At 48.0% G+C, this 19,880-nt stretch carries 19 protein-coding genes; 9 read left to right on the plus strand and 10 right to left on the minus strand.

Annotation, left to right across the window (positions count from 1 at the left end):
• Nucleotides 1-20: 20 nt before the first annotated feature.
• Both ELAC_RS10660 and ELAC_RS10665 read right to left on the minus strand, forming a co-directional pair.
• Nucleotides 21-707, minus strand: coding sequence for a DUF6629 family protein (locus tag ELAC_RS10660; RefSeq protein ID WP_098039276.1), 687 nt, complete (start codon nucleotides 705-707; stop codon nucleotides 21-23).
• 16 nt (nucleotides 708-723) lie between these two features.
• Nucleotides 724-1,245 carry a hypothetical protein gene (locus tag ELAC_RS10665; protein ID WP_098039277.1) on the minus strand — a complete coding sequence of 174 codons (522 nt, stop codon included), beginning with the start codon at nucleotides 1,243-1,245 and terminating at the stop codon, nucleotides 724-726.
• 401 nt (nucleotides 1,246-1,646) lie between these two features.
• Between ELAC_RS10665 and ELAC_RS10675 the strand changes: the two genes are divergently transcribed.
• Nucleotides 1,647-2,537: a hypothetical protein gene (locus ELAC_RS10675; protein WP_098039279.1), complete on the plus strand. Its 891-nt coding sequence runs from the start codon at nucleotides 1,647-1,649 to the stop codon at nucleotides 2,535-2,537.
• Here ELAC_RS10675 and deoC read toward each other — a convergent pair.
• On the minus strand, nucleotides 2,527-3,195 hold the full coding sequence (gene deoC, locus ELAC_RS10680) for a deoxyribose-phosphate aldolase (protein ID WP_420810336.1): 669 nt from the start codon (nucleotides 3,193-3,195) through the stop codon (nucleotides 2,527-2,529). The genes ELAC_RS10675 and deoC overlap by 11 nt on opposite strands.
• A gap of 480 nt (nucleotides 3,196-3,675) precedes the next feature.
• Here deoC and ELAC_RS10690 point away from each other — a divergent pair, with 480 nt between their 5' ends.
• Complete coding sequence (locus ELAC_RS10690; RefSeq protein WP_098039282.1) at nucleotides 3,676-4,512, plus strand: hypothetical protein; 837 nt, start codon at nucleotides 3,676-3,678, stop codon at nucleotides 4,510-4,512.
• On the plus strand, nucleotides 4,509-4,889 hold the full coding sequence (locus ELAC_RS10695; protein ID WP_098039283.1) for a hypothetical protein: 381 nt from the start codon (nucleotides 4,509-4,511) through the stop codon (nucleotides 4,887-4,889). The genes ELAC_RS10690 and ELAC_RS10695 overlap by 4 nt, the downstream gene beginning before the upstream one ends.
• Before the next feature lie 46 nt (nucleotides 4,890-4,935).
• Here ELAC_RS10695 and ELAC_RS10700 read toward each other — a convergent pair whose 3' ends face one another.
• The 4 genes from ELAC_RS10700 to ELAC_RS10715 form a co-directional block, all read right to left on the minus strand.
• Nucleotides 4,936-6,312 (minus strand): hypothetical protein, encoded by a 1,377-nt coding sequence (locus tag ELAC_RS10700; protein ID WP_098039284.1) that lies wholly within the window; start codon nucleotides 6,310-6,312, stop codon nucleotides 4,936-4,938.
• A gap of 346 nt (nucleotides 6,313-6,658) precedes the next feature.
• Nucleotides 6,659-8,002, minus strand: a complete 1,344-nt coding sequence (rlmD, locus tag ELAC_RS10705; protein ID WP_098039285.1) for a 23S rRNA (uracil(1939)-C(5))-methyltransferase RlmD — start codon at nucleotides 8,000-8,002, stop codon at nucleotides 6,659-6,661.
• 2 nt (nucleotides 8,003-8,004) lie between these two features.
• Nucleotides 8,005-9,438: a 30S ribosomal protein S12 methylthiotransferase RimO gene (rimO, locus tag ELAC_RS10710; RefSeq protein ID WP_098039286.1), complete on the minus strand. Its 1,434-nt coding sequence runs from the start codon at nucleotides 9,436-9,438 to the stop codon at nucleotides 8,005-8,007.
• A gap of 127 nt (nucleotides 9,439-9,565) precedes the next feature.
• Nucleotides 9,566-10,084 carry an NUDIX hydrolase gene (locus tag ELAC_RS10715; RefSeq protein ID WP_098039287.1) on the minus strand — a complete coding sequence of 173 codons (519 nt, stop codon included), beginning with the start codon at nucleotides 10,082-10,084 and terminating at the stop codon, nucleotides 9,566-9,568.
• Nucleotides 10,085-10,493: 409 nt separating this feature from the next.
• Between ELAC_RS10715 and ELAC_RS10720 the strand changes: the two genes are divergently transcribed.
• The 4 genes from ELAC_RS10720 to ELAC_RS10735 all read left to right on the plus strand — a co-directional run bounded on the left by ELAC_RS10720 (nucleotide 10,494) and on the right by ELAC_RS10735 (nucleotide 13,645).
• Nucleotides 10,494-11,474, plus strand: coding sequence for an NADP-dependent oxidoreductase (locus tag ELAC_RS10720; RefSeq protein ID WP_239414522.1), 981 nt, complete (start codon nucleotides 10,494-10,496; stop codon nucleotides 11,472-11,474).
• A 149-nt stretch (nucleotides 11,475-11,623) separates the two neighbouring features.
• Nucleotides 11,624-12,262 (plus strand): GNAT family N-acetyltransferase, encoded by a 639-nt coding sequence (locus tag ELAC_RS10725; RefSeq protein WP_098039289.1) that lies wholly within the window; start codon nucleotides 11,624-11,626, stop codon nucleotides 12,260-12,262.
• Nucleotides 12,263-12,478: 216 nt separating this feature from the next.
• Entirely contained in the window at nucleotides 12,479-13,093 is a 615-nt protein-coding gene (locus ELAC_RS10730; protein WP_098039290.1) for a metallophosphoesterase family protein, read from the plus strand.
• 117 nt (nucleotides 13,094-13,210) lie between these two features.
• On the plus strand, nucleotides 13,211-13,645 hold the full coding sequence (locus tag ELAC_RS10735) for a baeRF12 domain-containing protein (protein WP_098039291.1): 435 nt from the start codon (nucleotides 13,211-13,213) through the stop codon (nucleotides 13,643-13,645).
• 4 nt (nucleotides 13,646-13,649) lie between these two features.
• Here the strand turns inward: ELAC_RS10735 and ELAC_RS10740 are convergent, their stop codons facing one another.
• The gene (locus tag ELAC_RS10740) at nucleotides 13,650-14,624 is read right to left on the minus strand and encodes an MBL fold metallo-hydrolase (protein ID WP_098039292.1); all 975 of its coding nucleotides are present in this window, start codon (nucleotides 14,622-14,624) and stop codon (nucleotides 13,650-13,652) included.
• Nucleotides 14,625-15,095: 471 nt separating this feature from the next.
• Between ELAC_RS10740 and ELAC_RS10745 the strand changes: the two genes are divergently transcribed.
• Both ELAC_RS10745 and ELAC_RS10750 read left to right on the plus strand, forming a co-directional pair.
• Complete coding sequence (locus ELAC_RS10745; RefSeq protein ID WP_098039293.1) at nucleotides 15,096-16,091, plus strand: NAD(P)H-dependent flavin oxidoreductase; 996 nt, start codon at nucleotides 15,096-15,098, stop codon at nucleotides 16,089-16,091.
• Nucleotides 16,092-16,220: 129 nt separating this feature from the next.
• Complete coding sequence (locus ELAC_RS10750) at nucleotides 16,221-17,717, plus strand: alpha,alpha-trehalose-phosphate synthase (UDP-forming) (RefSeq protein ID WP_098039294.1); 1,497 nt, start codon at nucleotides 16,221-16,223, stop codon at nucleotides 17,715-17,717.
• Nucleotide 17,718: 1 nt separating this feature from the next.
• On the opposite strand, the gene upp is transcribed toward ELAC_RS10750, so the two are convergent.
• Together upp and ELAC_RS10760 are read right to left on the minus strand one after the other, a co-directional pair.
• Complete coding sequence (gene upp / locus ELAC_RS10755; RefSeq protein ID WP_098039295.1) at nucleotides 17,719-18,465, minus strand: uracil phosphoribosyltransferase; 747 nt, start codon at nucleotides 18,463-18,465, stop codon at nucleotides 17,719-17,721.
• Between the two features lie 213 nt (nucleotides 18,466-18,678).
• Nucleotides 18,679-19,725 carry an AI-2E family transporter gene (locus ELAC_RS10760; protein ID WP_098039296.1) on the minus strand — a complete coding sequence of 349 codons (1,047 nt, stop codon included), beginning with the start codon at nucleotides 19,723-19,725 and terminating at the stop codon, nucleotides 18,679-18,681.
• Between the last annotated feature and the right edge of the window lie 155 nt (nucleotides 19,726-19,880).

Consider the following 19,880-nt stretch of genomic DNA (forward strand, 5'->3'; position numbering starts at 1 on the left):
CATGTCGCGAAGCGATCCGGTCAGCGCCTTTCTGCCAAGTGTCCTTGAGCTCTTACCACCATGGCGATAATGATGGAGAGCCAAGCGGAGAAAAAGCACCAGACCGAGGTGAAGGTGTTGTAGTAGAGGTAAAATGAGATAATGAGGGCAGCGAGTGAAAAGACGCCGAACAGCGAAAAGCCCCTGATCGACGAAATTAAAGAGGGTAAAATTACCGTTGCACCGTAGAGAAGAATGAATAAATTCAACGGCATGATCAACGGCTTTTCCGGAGTGTACTGAATGGACTTTTGAATGACTTGTAAGGTAATGCTGTTGTCTTTCAGGGATAGAACAGCAAGAGCTGCAGTCGCGATGCCGGCTAGCAGCAGAGCTCCTAAAAGAGTCTTGCGCGTAGGCTGCTTTTCAGGCAGGTAGGTCGAAAGCGGGATCCAGACTGGCCAGATGATGAAGGCGAAAAAGAGAAAAAGGGCCGCGAAAAATCCTGGCGTTGCCGCGATGCTGTTAAAAAACTGTAGCTTGATGGGTGATAGATTTTCATCGAAAGAGGCCCAAATGTTTCCTTCAGATAGCTGCTGGATGCCAAAAAAGAGGGGGATGAGCGCAGCCGGCAGGATTTTTTTTTGCTTGGCTGTCAGTACCGTATAGAGGCCTAACGTGGTCAGCAAGGTTCCTGATACGTAACTGGCTTCTTTAGAAAAACACACGGGGAAATCCTTTGTTTTAAGTGGTTTCAGAGGGGAGCGCGGTGTCGTTAGCTCTCCTGATGGTGTGGGAGTAAATTTGTCTTTCCTGGTGGAACTTGGCGGCCCTTTCTTGAAATTCGCGGATATCGCTGCGCAGCTTTGAAGAGATTGAGGCGAGGGCTGGCGAGTTTTTTGCGCTCTCTTGAATCCAGGTATCCATCTTATGCTCGATGATCTTTTTGGAATTTTTCCAAAAAAGGGGGATCTCTCCTTCTTTGAGACTCTCTCTAGTCGAGTGGTCGATGACGTCGTAGAGATCGATAATGAATCGGGAAGCTGTGTCTAAGACAGCGCGTACGATCGCCTCCTCTTTTTTGGCCGCAGCCAAGGAGGATTTTTCAATTTTATCGAAAGCTTCGTGGAAGTGTTTAGAATAAAGAGAGGATTTGAAATTGAAGAGCGCTTCCAAATACTGGTGAATTTCCTTGTCGCTGGGCATTTTGGTAATCTCCTTGATGCGGAAGCGTTTGCGTTTTCTGAGGAGCAGTAAGACCCTCATGCGACCTCACCTTGCCTGTTTCATATTCCTTTTGCAACTTAAAAAAAAGTGGATAGGTCGAGGAGGAACTTCGAGTTTAAAAGCCGATTTTGGAGAGCGCTTCCTTTTAGATCCCTTGAGAAAACTGCAATCAGATGCAAAGCGTACATATTTAGTTTTAGCGCTGTCTCTTAAAGACGAGAACCTGTTTCTGCCGAGATCGTGAGTGTTGTTTAAATAAATATATTGTTTGTTTATTTAGATGGTTTGGGGAATGTGGCCTGTTTAAAAAACATCCAAAAGTAGTATATTTTCCCTCAGAAAAATCGACGAAATCTGAATCCGTTAACATTATCTAAGTGGATAGGATCCTTCCGGGGTGAAGCATTTTTCAATTCCTTAAGTTTAACAAAGAGGTGCATATGTTGGCTTCGAGATCGCTACAATTAGATGGCTTCGGGTTTTACTTTGAAGAGGAGGAACACAATCTACAGGCACACATTGTCCCGCAGCTTTTGGGATCAACAGATGAGAAGCTGCTGACGATTCGCCGTGAAAATTTGAATCATGCTGTTGATTATGAGGGTAGTGTAATTATTTACAAGTCAACGGTCCTCTCTGTCTCTGCAGCAGAGGTTGAAATGACATCGTCGTCTTGCGATGGATTGATCCTCTCGGAGGGTAACGTCAAGTGCACCTTAAGTACTGCAAAAAAAATTGATGCGATGGGAGATGTCGATGTCTTGAGATGCTCCATCAAGGAATCGATAGAGGCAAGCGGCTCCGTAAAGGTCGCCTCGCTTCTGTGTCCGCTGGGTCTCTTGGCGGGAGATCGTGTGTGTGTAAAAAATGCGGAGATGATCACCACCGTCAAGGGGACAACGGCTCTGATTGTAAACAGTTCTGTTCAAAAAGCGGCCCTTTCAGATAGCGGCACTTTTGTCAGGACGAAAATCTTGGAGGAGATCAGCGGTACGGCATGCCGGATCGAACTCATCGGTTCAACGGCCAAGCGCATAATCTTCAAAAAGCCCTATTTCATCCCTGGAAGCGAGCACACGATTTCTGCCAAGGTTTCCGATGAATACAAAGCTGAGGGTAAAAAGCACAAGTCCCTCTCGTTTCTTTACCCCAGTGCAAAATCCTCCGAGTCCCGCGCGAGATATATCGCTGGATTGATCGACTCGGAAGTAGAGGAGATATTTTTTGATGACCCTGAAGGGTGGTGCATCGAGTTTGTCGGAACATCCAAAGTGACCCGGGTGGGATTGCTTGGTACGGATGAATATGAGATGTTTGATGTTACACTCTAAATTCGGCCGCTTCTTTCATTAAAAAAACCGAGGCGGAGCTTCCGATTCGGGTAGCTCCCGCTTCAAGAAGAGAGGATGCCTGGGAGTAATTTTTAATGCCCCCGGAAGCTTTGATGCCAAGCTGCCCCCCCACACATTCTTTAAGAAGGGCAATAGTCTCGACTAAGGCGCCCCCTTTACCGAATCCCGTGGATGTTTTAATAAAATCCGCCCCTCCTTCCTTGGAAGCGGTGCACAGAGAGCGGATTTCCTCGGGATCAAAGTTGCATGTTTCTAAAATGACTTTAAGGCAAGGCGGCTTCGCTGCTTTGATGACAGCCTCAATCTCTTCTTTGATGTAGCGAAACTTATGCTCTTTTGCTTTTCCCAGACAGATCACCATGTCGATATCGTGGGCGCCCTCCTTGACGGCTTTTTCTGCTTCTTTAGCTTTGATCAAAGGAAGGTTGCCTCCTAGAGGAAAACCGATGACGGTGGTCACTTTGACGGAAGAACCCCGGAGAAACGAGACGGCATCTTCTACCCAGACCGGAAGAACGCAGACGGAATAAAAGCGGTACGCAAGCGCCTCCTTGCAGAGGGCCTCTATTTCCGCTTTCGTGGCGTCTGCTTTCAGAAGAGTGTGGTCAATCAAAGGGGCTAGAGCGGATGGCTGGATCATTTGTCGGTCTCTTAAATGTTATCTCTGAGAGGAACAAGATAGGTGAGATTCGGAAGGTAAATCAAGTATTCTTTTCAATCCGTACAGTTTATACCGAAAGTATCTCAAAACTTGGCATGTGGGCTTTGAGAAAGCCTCGGGATTGAATGATCGTAAGCCACCTTATATTTCTAATATTAGGTGGCTTACGATCATTCAATCGCGAGAGCTTTCTCTTTGCCAAAAACCAAATTTTGAGACACTTTCGGTATATGTCGATAATGCCGCAAAATTTCACATTCTGAGGGACTTTCGGCATAGTTCCCGCCATCGATGGAGTCCAAAATCGCTAACAATCTCTTACTATCTTGAAGGTGTAGCAATAAATTACCGTCTTTTGTTTTTAAATGTTGTTTTTGTTTTAGGTATAAACTGGTATAACTTGCGTGAAATTAGATTTTTGTGTTAAAAACTGTTTTTTATTTTTCTTGGTATGACATGACCGTTTCCACCCATCAAGTGTTCAGGGAAGAGTATCCCTTTTTCAGCTATCAGGACAAGATCGCCGGCGGCAACGTCGAAGCGATTGAGGAAGCTGATCTTGTCTTTATTTTCGACAGACACAAAGACCCTGCGCATGAGGAGTTTTTTGCTGGAGTGATCGCCAATTATGCCGATAAGAGCGTTGACATCGCTTTGGTGGAGGAGTCAAGCGAACTCCTTGGCGAGTCTCTCTATGAGAAGCTACAGGAGAGATCGCCCAGAAAAGCGATCGCTTTGAGCGCCATGCAGATCTTCGGCTGGGACCATGCAGAGCGAGAGCTGTGGCTCAATAAACACAAAGACGAAATCCGCAAAATCCAGCATGCAGCGGAGATCCTTTCGGGAGAGAAGCAAGGGGGTGCCCATGAAAAAATCCAGGCCTTAGCTCTCCTTGCCGCCTGTCACAATGCGATCGAACCCGAATCTAAGATCGACCCGCGAAAACACGTTGACGGCATTCTTAAAAGCGTACAAGATGAACAGAACTCCTTGGTTACCAGATTGCAAGAGGCGGGCAGCGTTGTGATCGTGATGAAGCAGAGGGAGTTGGTTGTGCGTACATTCAATATCAGACAAGATTGTCTGGAGGCTTCCATTCAGAAAGCGGCTTCCCTTCTTAAAGCAAGAGGGGCGGAATCGACGTCCAGAAAGAAATTATTTATCGATCTGGGTACACACCACGCTTCCCTCACTGGGAATCCATTTATAGAAAAAGTCCAACCGTTTCTAGAACGTATAGGTTCACACTTTAAATACATATTATTAAATCCGGAAAAAGGAGTACTCAAATGATTATATGCGATTTTAATGTTCCCTTCAGAGATGTCAGCGTAGGCACAAGAGCCGGCCTTGCTTTCAACCACGCCGTCAACTGCCCAGCCCACGTCGTCAAAGCGATTGTCGAGATTGTCAAGTTGGTCTTTATCGCCATTGCCTGTGCCGTCACTCTCGGAAAATCACCGGAATTAAATCAATATCTGAAGCTCACTTGTGTCAAGGGAGTGATTCAAATTGTAGATGCAGCGGTTTCCGCCCTTGGGGTGTTCGCTCCTCTGAATGCGATGAAATGGAAGGCTGAAGCCTACCAGGGCATCATGAGCACAACTGAGGACTGGTTCGTAGGGGAATCGTTGGCAAACGGCTTTGCGGCGCTCAACATGAGAAGTTAAAATTGTCTTTCAGGGGAGTGTTCAACTCCCCCTTCTCTAGTCTTGTTTAAAAGTCGTCTTCGCTAAAAGACCCTCCCACAGTGTTACCTTTGTCATTTCCCTTTTCATCTGCAGGATAGGCTGTTTTGATGACCTCCTGCCTGAAATCCTCTACTTCAGAAAGGGATGGCGCCTCGGTCTTCATGGTTCCCATAGCTGAGTTCTTGATTAGGCGGTCATGGAGATGGCGGCAAACAAACACGCCGCAATTGTGCGCGTCATACTGATGTGGATAGGGGTTTTCCCTGATGAACCCGCCTTTTGTGAATTTATCCCGGCAAAATTCAAGCACATCGCGCAACGTTCCGCTTCCCTTTGCGAGCGGCTTGTTTTCGCTTACAATTCCTTTGGCATCGTAGTATTCTACGCAGTTGTCTTTAATTAAAATGACAGCGATGTGATTGCGCTCCCAAACGCCTTCGCCAGTAAATACAACGGGAATGACAACCGGCAGGCTGGGGTCTGTAAAGTAATCGGACTGGGAGTTGATAATGCTTTTGACTTGCTCTACAGTTTTGTTATTGACGGCGCTTCCCCCTGCCAAATGAAAGTCGTGAATCGCGTTTACCGGAGTTTTTTTACTGATTCCTTCGATGTAGTGATAGACATCGCTGCCGCCAAGTTGCTTGCCTCCATTCGCCACCCGCTGCTGTCCGCCCAAAGCGACACGATCAGAGCTCGCTTCATAGGCATAGGGAGAAAATGTGCCTACGGCAATTTCCTTGGCTGTATTGAAGCCGGAGGCGAGTTTACCAAGTACCGTCGGTCCTTGGCCATAAGTGCCCCACCATGAAGATACTTTTGGCAGGTCTTGCTCTAAGCCAGCGAATGCTTGACTCGGTTCCACTTCATTCGGAACATAGATGAAGCTTTTTCCTAAGTCGTTTTCCGCCTCTAGGAAAAGAAAACTGCTTGCTGACAAAATTCTTTGCGCCAGGTTCGACTCTTGTTCCTCAAAACGCTTAAGGCCCTCCTCAAACGCTTGGATAGTCTGGCTCAGCTCGTTCATTCCCTCGTGCTGCTTGCCTTCATACCGCTTGGCATAGACCTTTTGAATCTCTTTCATGCTCTCTAGCGCTTGCCCGGCTTTTAAGTAGAACTCCCTTGCGTTTGCTGCCTCCACCAAACTGTCAGAATGTTCAGCCTTGAACACCGTTTCACCGATCTCATTGAGCATGTCCTGGCAGGTACGGTTGATGACGGCGGTAGTCCCTTTTAAGTCGCTGCCGCTATACCAGCCTACGGTTCGCGCGAGGTAGCTGCCATCACTCGAGAAGAGTTTGCCGCTGCTGTCGCTTTTGATGGTGGCATGCTCGTTATTTTTGGGAAAGTTGACCAGGGCGTTCATGTTGTCCCTGAAATTCATGCTGGGTTCGTACTGCATACCTATTCTCCTCGCTTAAAACTTTACCGAATTATAGGCGCTGAATGTTCTTTGTAATTAAAGAAGTTGTTTAGATTGTTTAAATGCAAAATGTTTATATATGTATTATATAGTAAATAATTTAATTTATGTAAGGTGGTTGGTTGGGCTGAATGCGTGTCGATTTGGCGAGGGCACGAGCGTTTACGGGCTGGACAGGGGATTTGGAGAGCTGCTTGAGTGTGAAGCGACAAGTTGCCTATTGGCAAGATGATGAGGGACTTGGATCAGTCCAGAGTTAAGAGCCTGCACTAGAGCGCAAGTGGGAACGTTTTACTGATCAATGGGGTTTTATACCGAAAGTGTCTCACAGCCGGGATAACTTCACGACGGTTTCGACATGCATGGTCTGGGGAAACATATCAAACGGTTGGACCTTCTCAATTCTGTAGCCCCCGGCCTGCAGAGCGGCAAGATCCCTGGAGAGAGTGGCTGGGTCGCAGGAGGTGTAGACTATTGTCGCCGGCGCCAAGTTCAAAATCGCCTTCAAAGCCTTTTCATCACACCCTTTTCGCGGGGGATTTAAAAGGACGGTGTCGAAGCTCTCGCCCCGAAAGCTAATGCTTTCTACCGCTCCAGCCTTGAACTCGATATTGGCGATAGCGTTGAGACGGCTGTTTTCATAGGCATCTTCTACAGCGGCTTCCACCCACTCGATTCCTTTTACGAAACCGGCTTGACGTGCCATGATAAGCGACATCGTGCCTACTCCCGAGTAGCAGTCGAGCACCCGTGTCGTGTTCGTTGGCGCTGCAAATTCGAGCGTTTTGCGGTACATATTCTCGGCCTGCGCTGGATTAACCTGAAAAAATGAAGCAGGCGAGACAGTAAATCTTAAGCCGAGAAGCTCTTCCTGAATCGTGCTGGCGCCAGCAAGAAGCTCAAAGCTGTTTCCCAAGATAGTGTTGCCGGACTCCTTGTTGATAGAGAGGAACACTCCGGCGACATCGGGGCGTTTCTCCATCAGCCTCTTTGCCAGCTTCTCCATTTTCCCCTTTTCCCGCCCATTGGTGATGAAAACGGCCATCGTTTTTTTACTGGAAAGAGAGGTCTTGAGCAGAATATGCCTTAAAGCGCCCTGGCCTGTAGTTTCGGAGTAGGGAGTGATCTGCAGGAGGTTAGCTTCTTCTTCAAGCGCCTGCATGGCTTTGTCGCCCTCATCACAGTGGATCAGACAGGTAGATACGGGAACGATTGTGTGCGTGCGCTTTTCATAAAAGCCAAACACCAGCTTGCCATCGACCGCGGCAGCGGGCATTTGCACCTTATGCCGCCAATGGAATGGGTCGGGGGAGGGGATGCACTCTTCGACATGGACGTCGGTAAACTTGCCGATACGGGTCAAACACTCTTTGACCCTCTCCTGCTTGGCCTTAAGCTGGCCCGGGTAGCTGAGATGCTGGATCTGGCAGCCCCCGCAGGAGCCAAAAAGAGGACAGGGGGGAGCGATGCGGTCGGGGCTCTGCTGGACCACTTTCAGGAGCTTCGCTTCTGCAAAACGCTTCCTTTGTGCGGTGACTTCTACTTCGACAATTTCTTGTGGAAGCGCTCCATCAACGAACATGACCAGCTGGGATTGAACTCCGACGCCTTCTCCCCGATGCCCAAGAGAGCGGACGGACAAAAGATGGCTCTCTTGTGGGTCAGTCATGCTTAGAGAACCTTACCGACGAGATCGTATCCGGCCACTTCCGTGATTTTAACCCTGTAGCGCTTGCCGAAAGCGGTGACTTTTCTGCCGTCGTTGATGATGACAGCGCCGTCGATATCAGGGCATTGTCCCTTGTGGCGGCCAACCATCAGCATGTCTGTTTCCGGGTGGTAACCTTCGACAAAGACATCGATCGTTTTACCGATAAATCGCTTCTGTCTCTCCTCGAGGGCCTGCGCCTGCGCCTGCATCAATCTCTGGTAGCGCGTCTCTTTGACATCGTCGGCGATCTGATCTTCCATGTCGTAGGCATACGAACCCTTTTCGTTGGAGTATTTAAACACTCCGACGTTATCGAGCTTCCACTCTTTGACAAACTCAAGCAGCTCTTCAAATTCTTCGTCTTTCTCTCCGGGGAACCCGACGATCAGGCTGGTGCGGATGGTGACATCTTTTACTTTGGAGCGCAGCGTCTTGATGATGTTTTGAATCTCTTCTTTGGAGGTCGCCCGGTGCATCGATTTGAGCACTCTGTTATTGATGTGCTGGATGGGCATGTCAAGGTAAGGGAGAAGCCGCTTGTCTTGATTCATGATATCCAGAAGTTCTTCGGTGATTTCATCCGGGTAAAGATAGAGGAGTCGGAGCCAGAAATCCCCCTCTTCTTTCAGAATCTCTTTCAGCAGCATGACGAGGCCGTCTGACCTTTTCATCCCTTGATCTTTAGCGTAGTCTCCAAGGTCTTGGGCAATTAGAATGATCTCTTCGACGCCCTTGCCTCTCAATATGCGGAACTCTTTGATCACCTGCTCGACCGTTTTACTCTTAAGCGGTCCTTTGATGTTCGGAATAACGCAGTAGGCGCATTTTTTGCGGCAGCCTTCGGCAATCTTAAGGTATGCAAAGTGTTTTGGCGTGGAGAGTTGTCTTGGCACTTCGCCAGCTTCCAGAAAGCTCTTGGCAGAAGTGATCATCGTTCCCTGTTCTTCAGCCGAAACCGCCTTTAGAATTCCTTCGACATCACCTGATCCGAGCATGTAGTCGACTGAGGGGAAATGCTCTTTTACCTCTTCGGAGTGACGCTGCACCATGCAGCCGGTGACGATGACTTTAGCGCCCTTCTTCCTCATCTCCATCGCTTCGCCGATGCAAGAGAGAGATTCATCACGCGATGCCTGCAAAAAGCCGCAGGTGTTGATCACGATGAAGTCTGCTTTTTTCATCTCTTGTTCAGGCTCAAATCCAGCTTTCAGCAAGATACCGAGCATGACTTCCGTATCGACTAAGTTGCGGGGGCAGCCAAGGCTGATGAAGTGTATCTTGTTACCCGGTGTGTCAAACGTGATGGAGCCCTCTTTAGCCTTCTTTTTAGGCGCAGCGGCTTTTTTTGGACCCTCTTTCGGCAACTCTTTGTTTTCTTTGAAGATTGGAAGCATGGATATCACTTGTTAATGGTTGAAATTTATTTATTTCGAAGGAAAGCGCTTTATTATATCAGGAAAAGCAATAATTACCAATTTCTTTTTCAAAGAATCCGTTGACGCTTTTGACGATACAATTCGGTCATACCGAAAGTGTCGCAAAATGTTTTCCCCTTTCCCTCTCAAAGCTCCAGCCCATCACCTTTCCCCCTTGGTAGGGCATGTGGCCGTGAAAGGGGGCCTGATTTTTATCGAACACAAGGGGTAGGAAGTGGCGATCGCCTTCCCACATCGGCAGCGTATGGAGCTGATTGATAGGTACGAATTCAAGAGGGCCTTCGGCGCACTCTTTCAAGGGTGTCCCGGAAAAGCGCTCGATTAAGAAAATAAAGCCCAGCCAGTCCTCGCCGTTTTTGCCAAACCCCGTCCAGTTGACGGTGCCCCGCAGGTGAAGTTCTTCGGCGATGATGCCAGCTTCCTCAAAAATCTCCCGCTTCATGCACGAGAGGACATCTTCCCCTGCCTCCATCTTGCCGCCGAGACCGTTGTACTTCCCAAGGAATAGATCGTCTTCCCTCCCAATGCGGTGCACCATCAGGACTTGATCTTTTTCAGGGGAAAGTATGTAACCGAGAGTGCCAATGATTGGAGTATGGGGCATGCCTAACCTGCTGTCTATTTTTAAGGATCGGCAAGAACCTTATCCTCCTTTACATTTAACCTCAAGTCTCAACAGGAACCCGGTAACGGGATGGTCTCTGATGATTTTATTGATTGATTCGATCGGTTTTTGATTCATTTGTTTTGGCCCATAGGCAGTGTCGGGCAAAATCGTCGGAAGCTAAATCCGCTAGCAGACTCTCGGAGCGCCTATTCTCTGCTTGATCGAATCGTTCCGATTTGCGACATATAAGAGCTATCCATAAACTCAAAATTGTGCGCTTTGCTGTTGAATTTTGTTTTTGGACGCTCTTATACCGAAAGTGTCTCAATCTTGGAGAGCTTACTCTTTGCCTAAAACCAAATTTTGAGACACTTTCGGTTTAAATCGCTAACAATGCAATCCGGGTTTGTCAAAATCCGAAAAGGAAGAGGTGGCAATGAAGGCAGTGGTCGTCGAACATTTTGGCGGGCTTGAAGAGGTGAAGATGGCAGATGTGCCTAAGCCCAGCCCTGCAAAAGGAGAGGTGCTTATCCGCATCCGTGATGCGGGGGTCAACCCGGTTGACTGGAAAATTGGCGAAGGTGCCTTGAAAGACAAGATGCCCCATGAGTTCCCCTTGATTCTCGGATGGGACGCTGCCGGAGAGATCGCGGAGGTGGGCGAGGGTGTCAAAGGCTTTAAGGTCGGGGATGCTGTATTTGCTTATTGCCGCAAGCAAGTGGTCAGACATGGCACTTTCGCCGAATATATCGCCCTGGACGCAAAATATGCGGCCATAAAGCCTAAGAGCTTGAATTTCGCTGAAGCGGCGGCCATCCCTCTCGTAGCGCTCACCGCCTGGCAATCCCTGTTTGGTTTTGCGCGTCTGAAGGAAGGCGATACCTGCTTTATCTCTGCAGGCGCCGGAGGCGTCGGTTCATTTGCGATTCAGTTTGCCAAATGGAAAAAGGCAACTGTCTACACAACCGCCTCGTCAAATCACCATGGCTACGTAAAGAGCCTTGGAGCAGATCACGTGATCGACTACAACAAAGAGGACTTTGCTGAAGCGATCATGAAACATGAGCCCCAGGGACTCGATGTGGTATATGACTGCGTCGGCGGTAGCACTCTCAGGGCAAGTTTCCCCTTGGTAAAAAAGGGAGGTTCCTTAGTTTCGATTGTCAATTTCAATGTTGAAGAGCTGGGGAAGTCCTATCCCATACGCACCGGCTTTGTCTTCGTGGCGCCAAACGGCGAGCAGCTTGCTACTATCGCCGGCCTGATCGACCAAGGAGCCATAAAGCCAGCACATACCGAAGAGCTGAAGTTGGAAGAGGCTGTCTTGGCGCTGAAGAAAGTCAAAGCCGGCCACACGCAGGGAAAAATCGTGCTTAAGGTTAGCTAGACTGGGACTAGTCGAGTCTGCCTAAGATTTGAAATCACGGGCAGGCTCTTCTTAAGTACGCCGCCTGATTGATACAAACAGAAAGCAGCGCTACGCCATAAATTGATTTTTGGCATAGAATATACCCTCGATTTAATCAAGGATATATCATGCAGAGCCTCTCGATAAACCTACCAACGACTTCGTACGAGCCTTTTTTTCAAGAAGGCATGGATGAATTTGATCGGTTCCTAAAAGACTCCTTCTTTCCTGCAACCGAAATTGAAACCGGGCATGTTAAACCTTTGGAAGGAAGCTGCCGCGCTACTAAAAAACAATGGGGCTGCGACTACAAAATCGCCTTAATTGATAAAAGCGCCGATCAGGTCTTGAATTTTGGAGAGATCCACTTTTCCGCTTATCTTCCTTCAGTGATTGAAAGCCAACCGGAGCTTAACCCTGTCACCGTCGACTATATCCAAAATTATAAGACCGGGGTCTGGAAAGGTGTCGGTACCCATCTCATCCATATCGCATACAACGCCAGCAAGCTCATGGGCAGCGGCAACGTCAATGTGTACGCCTTATCCGATGCGGTCGGTTTCTATGAGAAAATGGGTTTTTCCGTCGACTGGGAGCATTACGAAGGGGACGATGCCGAAGGAGGGGTTCATCCTGCGCTGGTACAAAAAATCGAGGCTGCCTGGCAGAGGTGCATTAGCCGTGCTTTTAAAGAAGGAGATGCGCTGCATCTCTTGCTGGATGCCAAAGGAAAAGAACGTCTGCTCGAGCGCGTACTGAAGATATAAGACGCATTGTACCGAACATCTTTCTAAATCAGGTTTTCAGCAAAGAAAAGGTTTATTAACATTGCAAGTGACCTAATATTAGAAGGATGAGGTAGGTTATCTTCTCCCAGTCGTGAGGCCTTTCCCATAACTGCCGTGCCGAATTTTGAAACACTTTTGGTCCGCTATTTTGTGGATTCTTCCTAAGAAAAAGGGCAATCGTGTAGATTGACAGCTATGCTGATAGATGTAGAAAATGAAGAGATAGAGCTTCTTCCTGAGAAAGCCTTGTTCTGGCCGGCGATGGAGCTGCTGCTGGTGGCCGACATAGGCTGCGCTTTGACGGAAAAAAACTGGATGGAGAGCGGCGCTGCCGAGCTGGATCGGCTCAAAGCGATTTTCAAGAAGAGGCCTGTTAAGCGCGTGGTACTCTTGGGTGATGCAGCGCCCGAGGGCCGTTCGTTTGACAAGCCCTTGCTGAGTAAAGTGCAGAGCTGGTCGCGGACGCTAGGAACAGCTTTCTATTTGGCTTTCCCCAAAACACCCATGTTGAAGGTGGAGGAAGTGACATCTTTTGGAGTTGCCGCCTGGGCAGACCCACTCATCATTCCTCCTTTTGCGTTCACTAAAGAGCCTCAGCCGCACCCTAAATATTTTACCTTTTCAGGACATATCCACCCTCATGTCGTCTTGAAGAAAGGAGGGGAGCGCCTCTCGTTCCCTTGTTTTCAATTTAAGGATCGCGTGGCGATTCTTCCCTCTTTTACCGAAGATGCGCTGTCCCAGCCGATTAGCTGGACATCGGATGATCGGCTCTTTGCCATCGATGGCAATGAAATCATTACTATTTGATTAGGACTTAAAAGTTTACTGACGCCCTTATTCAAAATAATTCTTGATTATTTGCTCGCCAGAGATTAAAGTTGAAATTGGGAAAGGCTTACGAGCAAAGATGCCGGAGGTGATCGTATGCATAAAGAAACTTGGGTTGTCGTCTGCAATAAGGAAAAGGCCAGAATTTTCGAAGTGGAAAAATTTGGGAATCTGCGTGAGATCTATACCATGGTTCACCCGCAAAGCGCGATGAAAGCCGAAATGCTGACACGAGACGGACTTGGCCGGACTAACGAAATGTTCCGCTCGGGACACAGCACCATGGATCCGACTACCCCTCTAAAATTGAAAGAGGCGATGAACTTTGCCAAAGAGGTGGCAAAGTACTTGGAGTCGCAGAAAAATGGGATGCGCTACACCAGAATGTTCATTATGGCAGAACCCTCCTTCCTTGGTATTTTAAGAGATGAGCTAAACCACAACGTGGTCAAATGCGTCGAGGGAGAGATACCCAAGGATCTGACCAAGCTCGACGCGAAGGCAATATGGGAGCATATGCCGATCGCTTAAATCGCTAGTCATTTTGAAGAGGGACCTTCACCGTTCGGCCGACAGGGATGGAGAGAAACTCCTTCTCCTCCATCCGAGAGGCCTCTATTGCTTCTTTAAGGCTGATTGCGGGCGCATCCCACGGCTCGTCCGCGAGGAGGAAGGTCCTATGATGAATCGCGATAGATAGCCTGGAGGCTATATCCTGATGGATTTTAACAGCCTCTTCCGGATTCACATGGTAGTTTTTCATAAACCAGCGCGGTTCGTAGGCGCCAATGGGAATGGCTGCTAAGTCAAAAGGTCCAAACTTTTCTCCTATCTCCTTGAACTGGTAAGGGTTGTACCCTGTGTCGCCAGCGAAATAGAATTTGAAATCGCCAATTCTGACCACCCATGAAGCCCAGAGGCTTTGATTGGTGTCAAAAGGAGTTCTCTTTGACCAGTGCTGTGAAGGGGTGCATGTCACTGAGACTGCATCCAACTCCTTGCTGTCCCACCAGTCCATCTCCTCGATATGGTGAACCCCGCGCCGCTTAAACCACTTTTTCAACCCGAGCGGAACCAGCCAAAGAGGTGCATTCCCAAGATATGAGACCGTTTTCCTCTCCAGATGGTCATAGTGGTTGTGGGAAATAACCACCAGGTCGATCGGAGGTAAGTCCAGCAGGGAAATTGCCGGTGGAGAGAGTCTCTTGGGCCCGATGAAGGGAATGGGGGAGCAGCGGGTGTTTAAGACAGGATCGGTGAGTATGTTGTACCCCCTGTACTGGATGAGAAGCGTCGAGTGGCCAATCCAGGTAACTTGAGGTGTGGGGCCCGGATTTTTGATGAGGGTAAGATCGACCGGCTCAAAAGGAACTTTTCCAAGGGCTGCACTGAGCCGTTTTCTCCTCTCGGAGGAGAAATTCTCTTTTTTTCCAAATCGCCATTGCAGGAACTTGAAAAACGTTCTCTTCTCATCGCGGATGTGGGGATTGGAAAATCGTTTTTTTTTCATGAAGCCACTATTTGGTTGTTTATGCCGAAAGAGTCTCTAATTTGAAGACTTTTTCGGTAGAGGTTGATTCAAAGCCCGAAGATCGACATTATCGCGAAGGTACCTCAAAAGTTGGAATTTCGGTTGTGAGAAAGCTCCCTAAGATTGAAAGATGACAAGTCTCCTCATATTAGAAATGGGAGGAGCGCTGTAAACTTTCAATCCAAGACCCTATCGTAAAGCTTTCATGCCAAATTTTGACAGGCTTTCGGTATATACCGAAAGTATCTCAAAACTTGGCATGTGGGCTTTGAGAAAGCCTCGGGATTGAATGATCGTAAGTCACCTCATATTTCTAATATTAGGTGGCTTACGATCATTCAATCGCGAGAGCTTTCTCTTTGCCAAAAAACAAATTTTGAGAAACTTTCGGTGTAGTGTTGAAATATCACTGACCGCTTCAAAAAAATCAATCGCAGGAGCTTTTATCTCATGGCTTTTAAGAACGTATTTACAGAAACAGTCGGAGTGAAGCTCCCCATCATTTGCGGTGCGATGTACCCATGCAGCAACCCTGAGCTTGTGGCTGCAGCCTCAGAAGGAGGCGCCATCGGTATAATCCAGCCGTTGTCTCTCACGTATGTGTGGGGATATGAGTTCGCTGCCGGACTTCAGTATATCCGCCGGCTTACCAAAAAACCGGTCGGTTTGAATATCCTCCTGGAGAGTTCATCGAAGCTTTATGAAAAAAAAATGATGGGATATGTGGAAGAGGCTCTCAAAGCCGATATCCGATTTTTTATTACAGCTCTTGGGAATCCTGCCAGGCTGGTAGAAATGGTAAAGCCTTATGGCGGGATAGTCTATCACGACGTCACCGAGCGGAAGTGGGCTGAAAAGGCTATGCAAGCAGGGGTAGATGGCTTTATCTGCGTCAACAAAAGAGCCGGGGGCCACGCAGGACGCTTAGCGCCCGAAGAGCTTTTTCGGGAGATATCCAGCCTGAATAAACCCCTCGTAATGGCAGGAGGCGTGTCTTCCCCTGATGATTTCAGAAGAGCTTTGGATATGGGATATAGCGCCGTGCAAATGGGAACGCGCTTCATCGCCACGACAGAGTGCAAAGCCAGCAGGGAGTATAAGGAGGCAATCGTCAACGCGAATGAAAAGGATATTGTCCTGACGGAGAGAGTCACCGGCATTCCTCTGGCAGTCATCAACACCCCCTATGTCCAAAAAATGGGTACAAAAGCAGGTCTCTTGGCGCGCTTTCTTTTGCGTCATCGCCTGACGAAAAAGTGGATGCGCATGTGGTATGGTGTGACGGCCTTACATGATTTTAAAAGAATCGTTAAGAACGAGGGAAGTACCAAGGATTTTTGGCAGGCGGGAAAGAGCGTCGAACACATCGAGAGCGTGCTCAGCGTAAAGGAAGTACTCGATTCATTTGCCGCCAATCTGCCTGATCAGGAGCTGGTTGAGAAGTGACTGCGCTTTCTGGCGCCACGGGAGCGATGTCCGTCTTTAGTCCCTAAGAATGTGTAAGAAAAAAATAGAATTGATATGATATAATTGGTTGTCGTGGTATCAATCATATTTTGATAAATATGAGAGTATATGGACAACGAAGTAAAGACCGAGCGGCTGGTTGTTGTTTCCAACAGGCTGCCTATCACACTCAGAAGACATAAGGGAAGGCTGGTTCTCTCCAAAGCCTCGGGAGGGCTGATCACAGCCCTTCAACCTCTGCTCAAAGCTCAAAAAGGAGTGTGGGTCGGTTGGCCGGGAACGACTGATTACACCGAAGAGGAGATCGCTCCTCTGATCCAGAAATTTGAGATGGAAGCCGGGTACAGGCTTGTTCCCATCATGCTAACCAAGGAAGAGGTCAGCGGCTACTACGACGGTTTTTCTAACGAAATTATCTGGCCCCTGTTTCATGATTTGCACTCGCTTTGCAATTTCAATCCCTCCTATTGGAAACAGTACGAAGCTGTTAATGAAAAATTTGCCAGAAAGGTCATGGAGGTCTCCAGCCCGCGAGACTTCCTCTGGATCCAAGATTATCACCTCATCTTGCTGGCTAAAAAACTGAAAAATCTGGGCTTCAAAGAAAAACTGACCTTCTTTTTACACATTCCTTTCGCTCCGCTGGATATTTTTTTGAAGATACCGTGGAGGTTCGACCTCTTGAGAGCCATGCTGAGCTACGACTTTATCGGTTTCCAGACGATGCGCGATCAGAGAAATTTCATCCATTCGGTCAGAACCCTCCTGGGCGATGCCGCAGTGAAAGGGAGCGGTAACAAAACCGTATGCATGACGCACGATACTCAAACCCAGATCGGCACATTCCCGATCAGCATCGATTTCAGGGAGTTCACCAGCAAAGCAGATCGGCCTGAAGTACTGTCTGAGTGTGTCAAGCTTAAGAATAGCCTCTCGAACAGGAAAATGGTCTTCAGTCTGGACCGCCTTGACTACACCAAAGGGATTCCCTATCGGCTTGAAGCAATCAGGACATTTCTCATGAAATACCCTGAGTACCATGGAAAAGTCAACTTTATCCAGGTCGTTGTCCCCTCCAGGACAGAGATACCAGGATACTATGAGCTGAAACAGAAGATCGACAGGCTTGTCGGGGAGATCAACAGTGAGTATACAACTTCGGGCTGGATCCCCATCCACTATATGTTCCACCCTTTAACGGAGTTGCAGTTGGTTTCATTTTACAGGGCAAGCGACGTGTGCCTTGTCACACCTGTGAAAGATGGAATGAATCTTGTCTCCAAAGAGTTCGCCGCTGCCAATATAGAAGAGGAGGGCGTGCTTGTCCTGAGTGAATTTGCCGGCTCTGCCTGCCAACTGAAGGAGGCTTGCCTCCTGGTCAATCCCTATGATCGAGAGCGTATGGCCGATGCCATCTATCAGGCTCTTGAGATGGGGGAGACAGAAAGAAGGAACCGCATGAAGCGGCTCCGAAAAAAAATCCGCGACGAGGATATCTACCACTGGGTTGAATCTGTATTTCAATCTATCGGAGAGGAGCCGGGGTTTAGCCACCCTGTGGCTCCGGAATATATCCCTGCGGAAGTGTCGCCTCTTGATAAATAGGTTATTTGGTCCCGAAGAAACGGTCGCCAAAGTCTCCCAGTCCGGGCACAATGTACTTTTTCTCATTGAGCCGCTCGTCAAGTGCGCTTACGACGACGTTGATGTCCGGATATCTCTCCTCCAGATAACGAAGGCCTTCAGGAGCGGCGCAAAGGCTCGCTATAATGATGTTTTTCTCTTTGACACCCTTGTCTTTTAAAAGCGACAGCACCATGTTTAGCGTGCCCCCCGTAGCTAGCATCGGTTCTGTGATGATCACCGGCTGTCCTGATGCGATAGTTGGGGAGAGTTTCATATAGAAAAATTTGGGGCTGGCGGTTTCTTCATCGCGCTGAACTAAGATCTTGCTCACACTTGCGTCTGGAAAATGTGTGATGAAGACGTCAAGAAGAGCGTCTCCCGAGCGCATTACAGAAACCAGTTCCGGCGAGCCGGAAAATGATTCACCTTCAAATGCCGTCAACGGCGTTTCTATCACAATATTTTTAGTTTCAAAGCATTCAACAGCTCTGTTCACGAGGAGCGAACCTAACTTGAAGGCGGCTGCCCTGAACTTAGGTTTATTTGAGTTTTTATCACGCAGTTCCGTCATGAGGATGCTTTCATACCGGCTTTGAGGCGTGTTGTTTTTTAGGATTGAAATGGAAGTTTTAGTTGTGGAGGGGGCTTGACTTTGCAGACTGACTACCGAAAGCACAGCTGCGAGAAGAGACGCTTTAAGCTTGTAGGATTTCAAAATATGTTTCATCGGCAATTCCTTCAAAAAGAGTTCTGGAATGAGATAGCCGATCGATTAAATTTTGAGCAAGCGATTATTGAATGAACCTTTAGCCAACAATATAGAGTGATTATTAAGCATTTTTCGACGATTTGAATGCCTACGACCTATAGCGAAAGTGTCGCGAAATCTGGAGTTTACCCTTTGGAAAAAACTAAATTTTGAAACTCTTCAGCATAGGCTTCAATCACTGTCAGGATGGATTTCACCGTTTTCAGAAAGTAAAATGGCGATAGGCCTCGTCTTCTCAAAATGAGAGAGGATGATATTGACGATGACCATGATCGGGATTCCGAGGAAAAGCCCGACGATACCCCAGAGGTAGCCCCAAACAGCAAGGGACAGGAGGATGACGACAGGGCTTAGGTTGACAGACCTGCCGATAAGTTTGGGCTCTATGATATTTCCTTCAATAAACTGAATCGCGATGAGCGAGGTGGATATGAAGATGAATGGCATCCAAGTATCGAATTGAATGAGGGTTAAAAAGCAAGGCAGCAGCGTTGCGAAGATGGCTCCGATGGTGGGAATATAGTTTAGCAGAAAAAGAACCAAAGCCCAGAATGCGGGAAAGTGCAGGCCGATGGCGCTAAAGAGGATGTAGGCAATCAATGCGACCGCCAGACTGAGAACTGTCTTTAAGATCAGATAGGACTGGATATCCCTGGAGATGGTCCTGATGATCTTCTTTGCTTTCGCGAGCTGCTTTACGTCTGGAAAAAGAGCCTCTAATTTTTGATCGAAGGAACGCCATTCCAGCATGAGAAAAAGCACATAGAGAAAAATGATCCCGAGATAACTGATCAGGAAAGTGACGCTTTGGGCGACAGATGCCGCGATGCTGATCAGGCTGAAGCGGCTTAGGAAATCTTTTTTGAATGAAGAAATATCGAACGGCAAGATATCGAGCAGATTGTTGAATAAGCGCCCCAGCTTTTCCTGATAACGTGGAAGTTCCCGGCCTACGTCGGAGACATTGGAGGAGACCAGTTCGTAAATGAAGAGAGAGACGATAAAAATAAAGCCGAGCGAAAGAAGAAGCGCTGCCGGATAGGGCAGCCTTTTTTTTCCGAAGGTGGGTTTTTGGAACAGGGCGGATAAGGTAATGAGCAGGTACCAGATTGCTACGGAAATTACAAAAGGAATCAGCAGATCTTTCCCTATGTAAAGTCCATAGGCTATGAGGTAAAAGAGGGCGACTCCGGCGAATATGGATATTGTGCTGCTCATAAGAAAAGGGGGTTTGTACTGATTTGAGGCTATCGAAAAACTTAAATTAGTACGCTTTGCTGCTGAATTTGGCTATAGACTCCGAAAATCAAATCGCACGACTGTAGGTTGTAGATAGTCTCATACATAACTTTAAAAGGGTTGCATCCTCTCTC

Origin of the sequence: Estrella lausannensis, from assembly GCF_900000175.1 — a bacterium.
In the GTDB taxonomy this organism is placed as follows: Bacteria; Chlamydiota; Chlamydiia; order Chlamydiales; family Criblamydiaceae; genus Estrella; species Estrella lausannensis.

Excerpts from the sequence above, each read along its gene's own strand:
- ELAC_RS10665 (WP_098039277.1), bottom strand. The coding sequence starts at position 1,245 with ATGAGGGTCTTACTGCTCCTCAGAAAACGCAAACGCTTCCGCATCAAG.
- ELAC_RS10675 (WP_098039279.1), top strand. The coding sequence starts at position 1,647 with ATGTTGGCTTCGAGATCGCTACAATTAGATGGCTTCGGGTTTTACTTT.
- ELAC_RS10690 (WP_098039282.1), top strand. The coding sequence starts at position 3,676 with ATGACCGTTTCCACCCATCAAGTGTTCAGGGAAGAGTATCCCTTTTTC.
- ELAC_RS10695 (WP_098039283.1), top strand. The coding sequence starts at position 4,509 with ATGATTATATGCGATTTTAATGTTCCCTTCAGAGATGTCAGCGTAGGC.
- ELAC_RS10700 (WP_098039284.1), bottom strand. The coding sequence starts at position 6,312 with ATGCAGTACGAACCCAGCATGAATTTCAGGGACAACATGAACGCCCTG.
- rlmD (WP_098039285.1), bottom strand. The coding sequence starts at position 8,002 with ATGACTGACCCACAAGAGAGCCATCTTTTGTCCGTCCGCTCTCTTGGG.
- rimO (WP_098039286.1), bottom strand. The coding sequence starts at position 9,438 with ATGCTTCCAATCTTCAAAGAAAACAAAGAGTTGCCGAAAGAGGGTCCA.
- ELAC_RS10715 (WP_098039287.1), bottom strand. The coding sequence starts at position 10,084 with ATGCCCCATACTCCAATCATTGGCACTCTCGGTTACATACTTTCCCCT.
- ELAC_RS10725 (WP_098039289.1), top strand. The coding sequence starts at position 11,624 with ATGCAGAGCCTCTCGATAAACCTACCAACGACTTCGTACGAGCCTTTT.
- ELAC_RS10730 (WP_098039290.1), top strand. The coding sequence starts at position 12,479 with ATGCTGATAGATGTAGAAAATGAAGAGATAGAGCTTCTTCCTGAGAAA.
- ELAC_RS10735 (WP_098039291.1), top strand. The coding sequence starts at position 13,211 with ATGCATAAAGAAACTTGGGTTGTCGTCTGCAATAAGGAAAAGGCCAGA.
- ELAC_RS10740 (WP_098039292.1), bottom strand. The coding sequence starts at position 14,624 with ATGAAAAAAAAACGATTTTCCAATCCCCACATCCGCGATGAGAAGAGA.
- ELAC_RS10745 (WP_098039293.1), top strand. The coding sequence starts at position 15,096 with ATGGCTTTTAAGAACGTATTTACAGAAACAGTCGGAGTGAAGCTCCCC.
- ELAC_RS10750 (WP_098039294.1), top strand. The coding sequence starts at position 16,221 with ATGGACAACGAAGTAAAGACCGAGCGGCTGGTTGTTGTTTCCAACAGG.
- upp (WP_098039295.1), bottom strand. The coding sequence starts at position 18,465 with ATGAAACATATTTTGAAATCCTACAAGCTTAAAGCGTCTCTTCTCGCA.
- ELAC_RS10760 (WP_098039296.1), bottom strand. The coding sequence starts at position 19,725 with ATGAGCAGCACAATATCCATATTCGCCGGAGTCGCCCTCTTTTACCTC.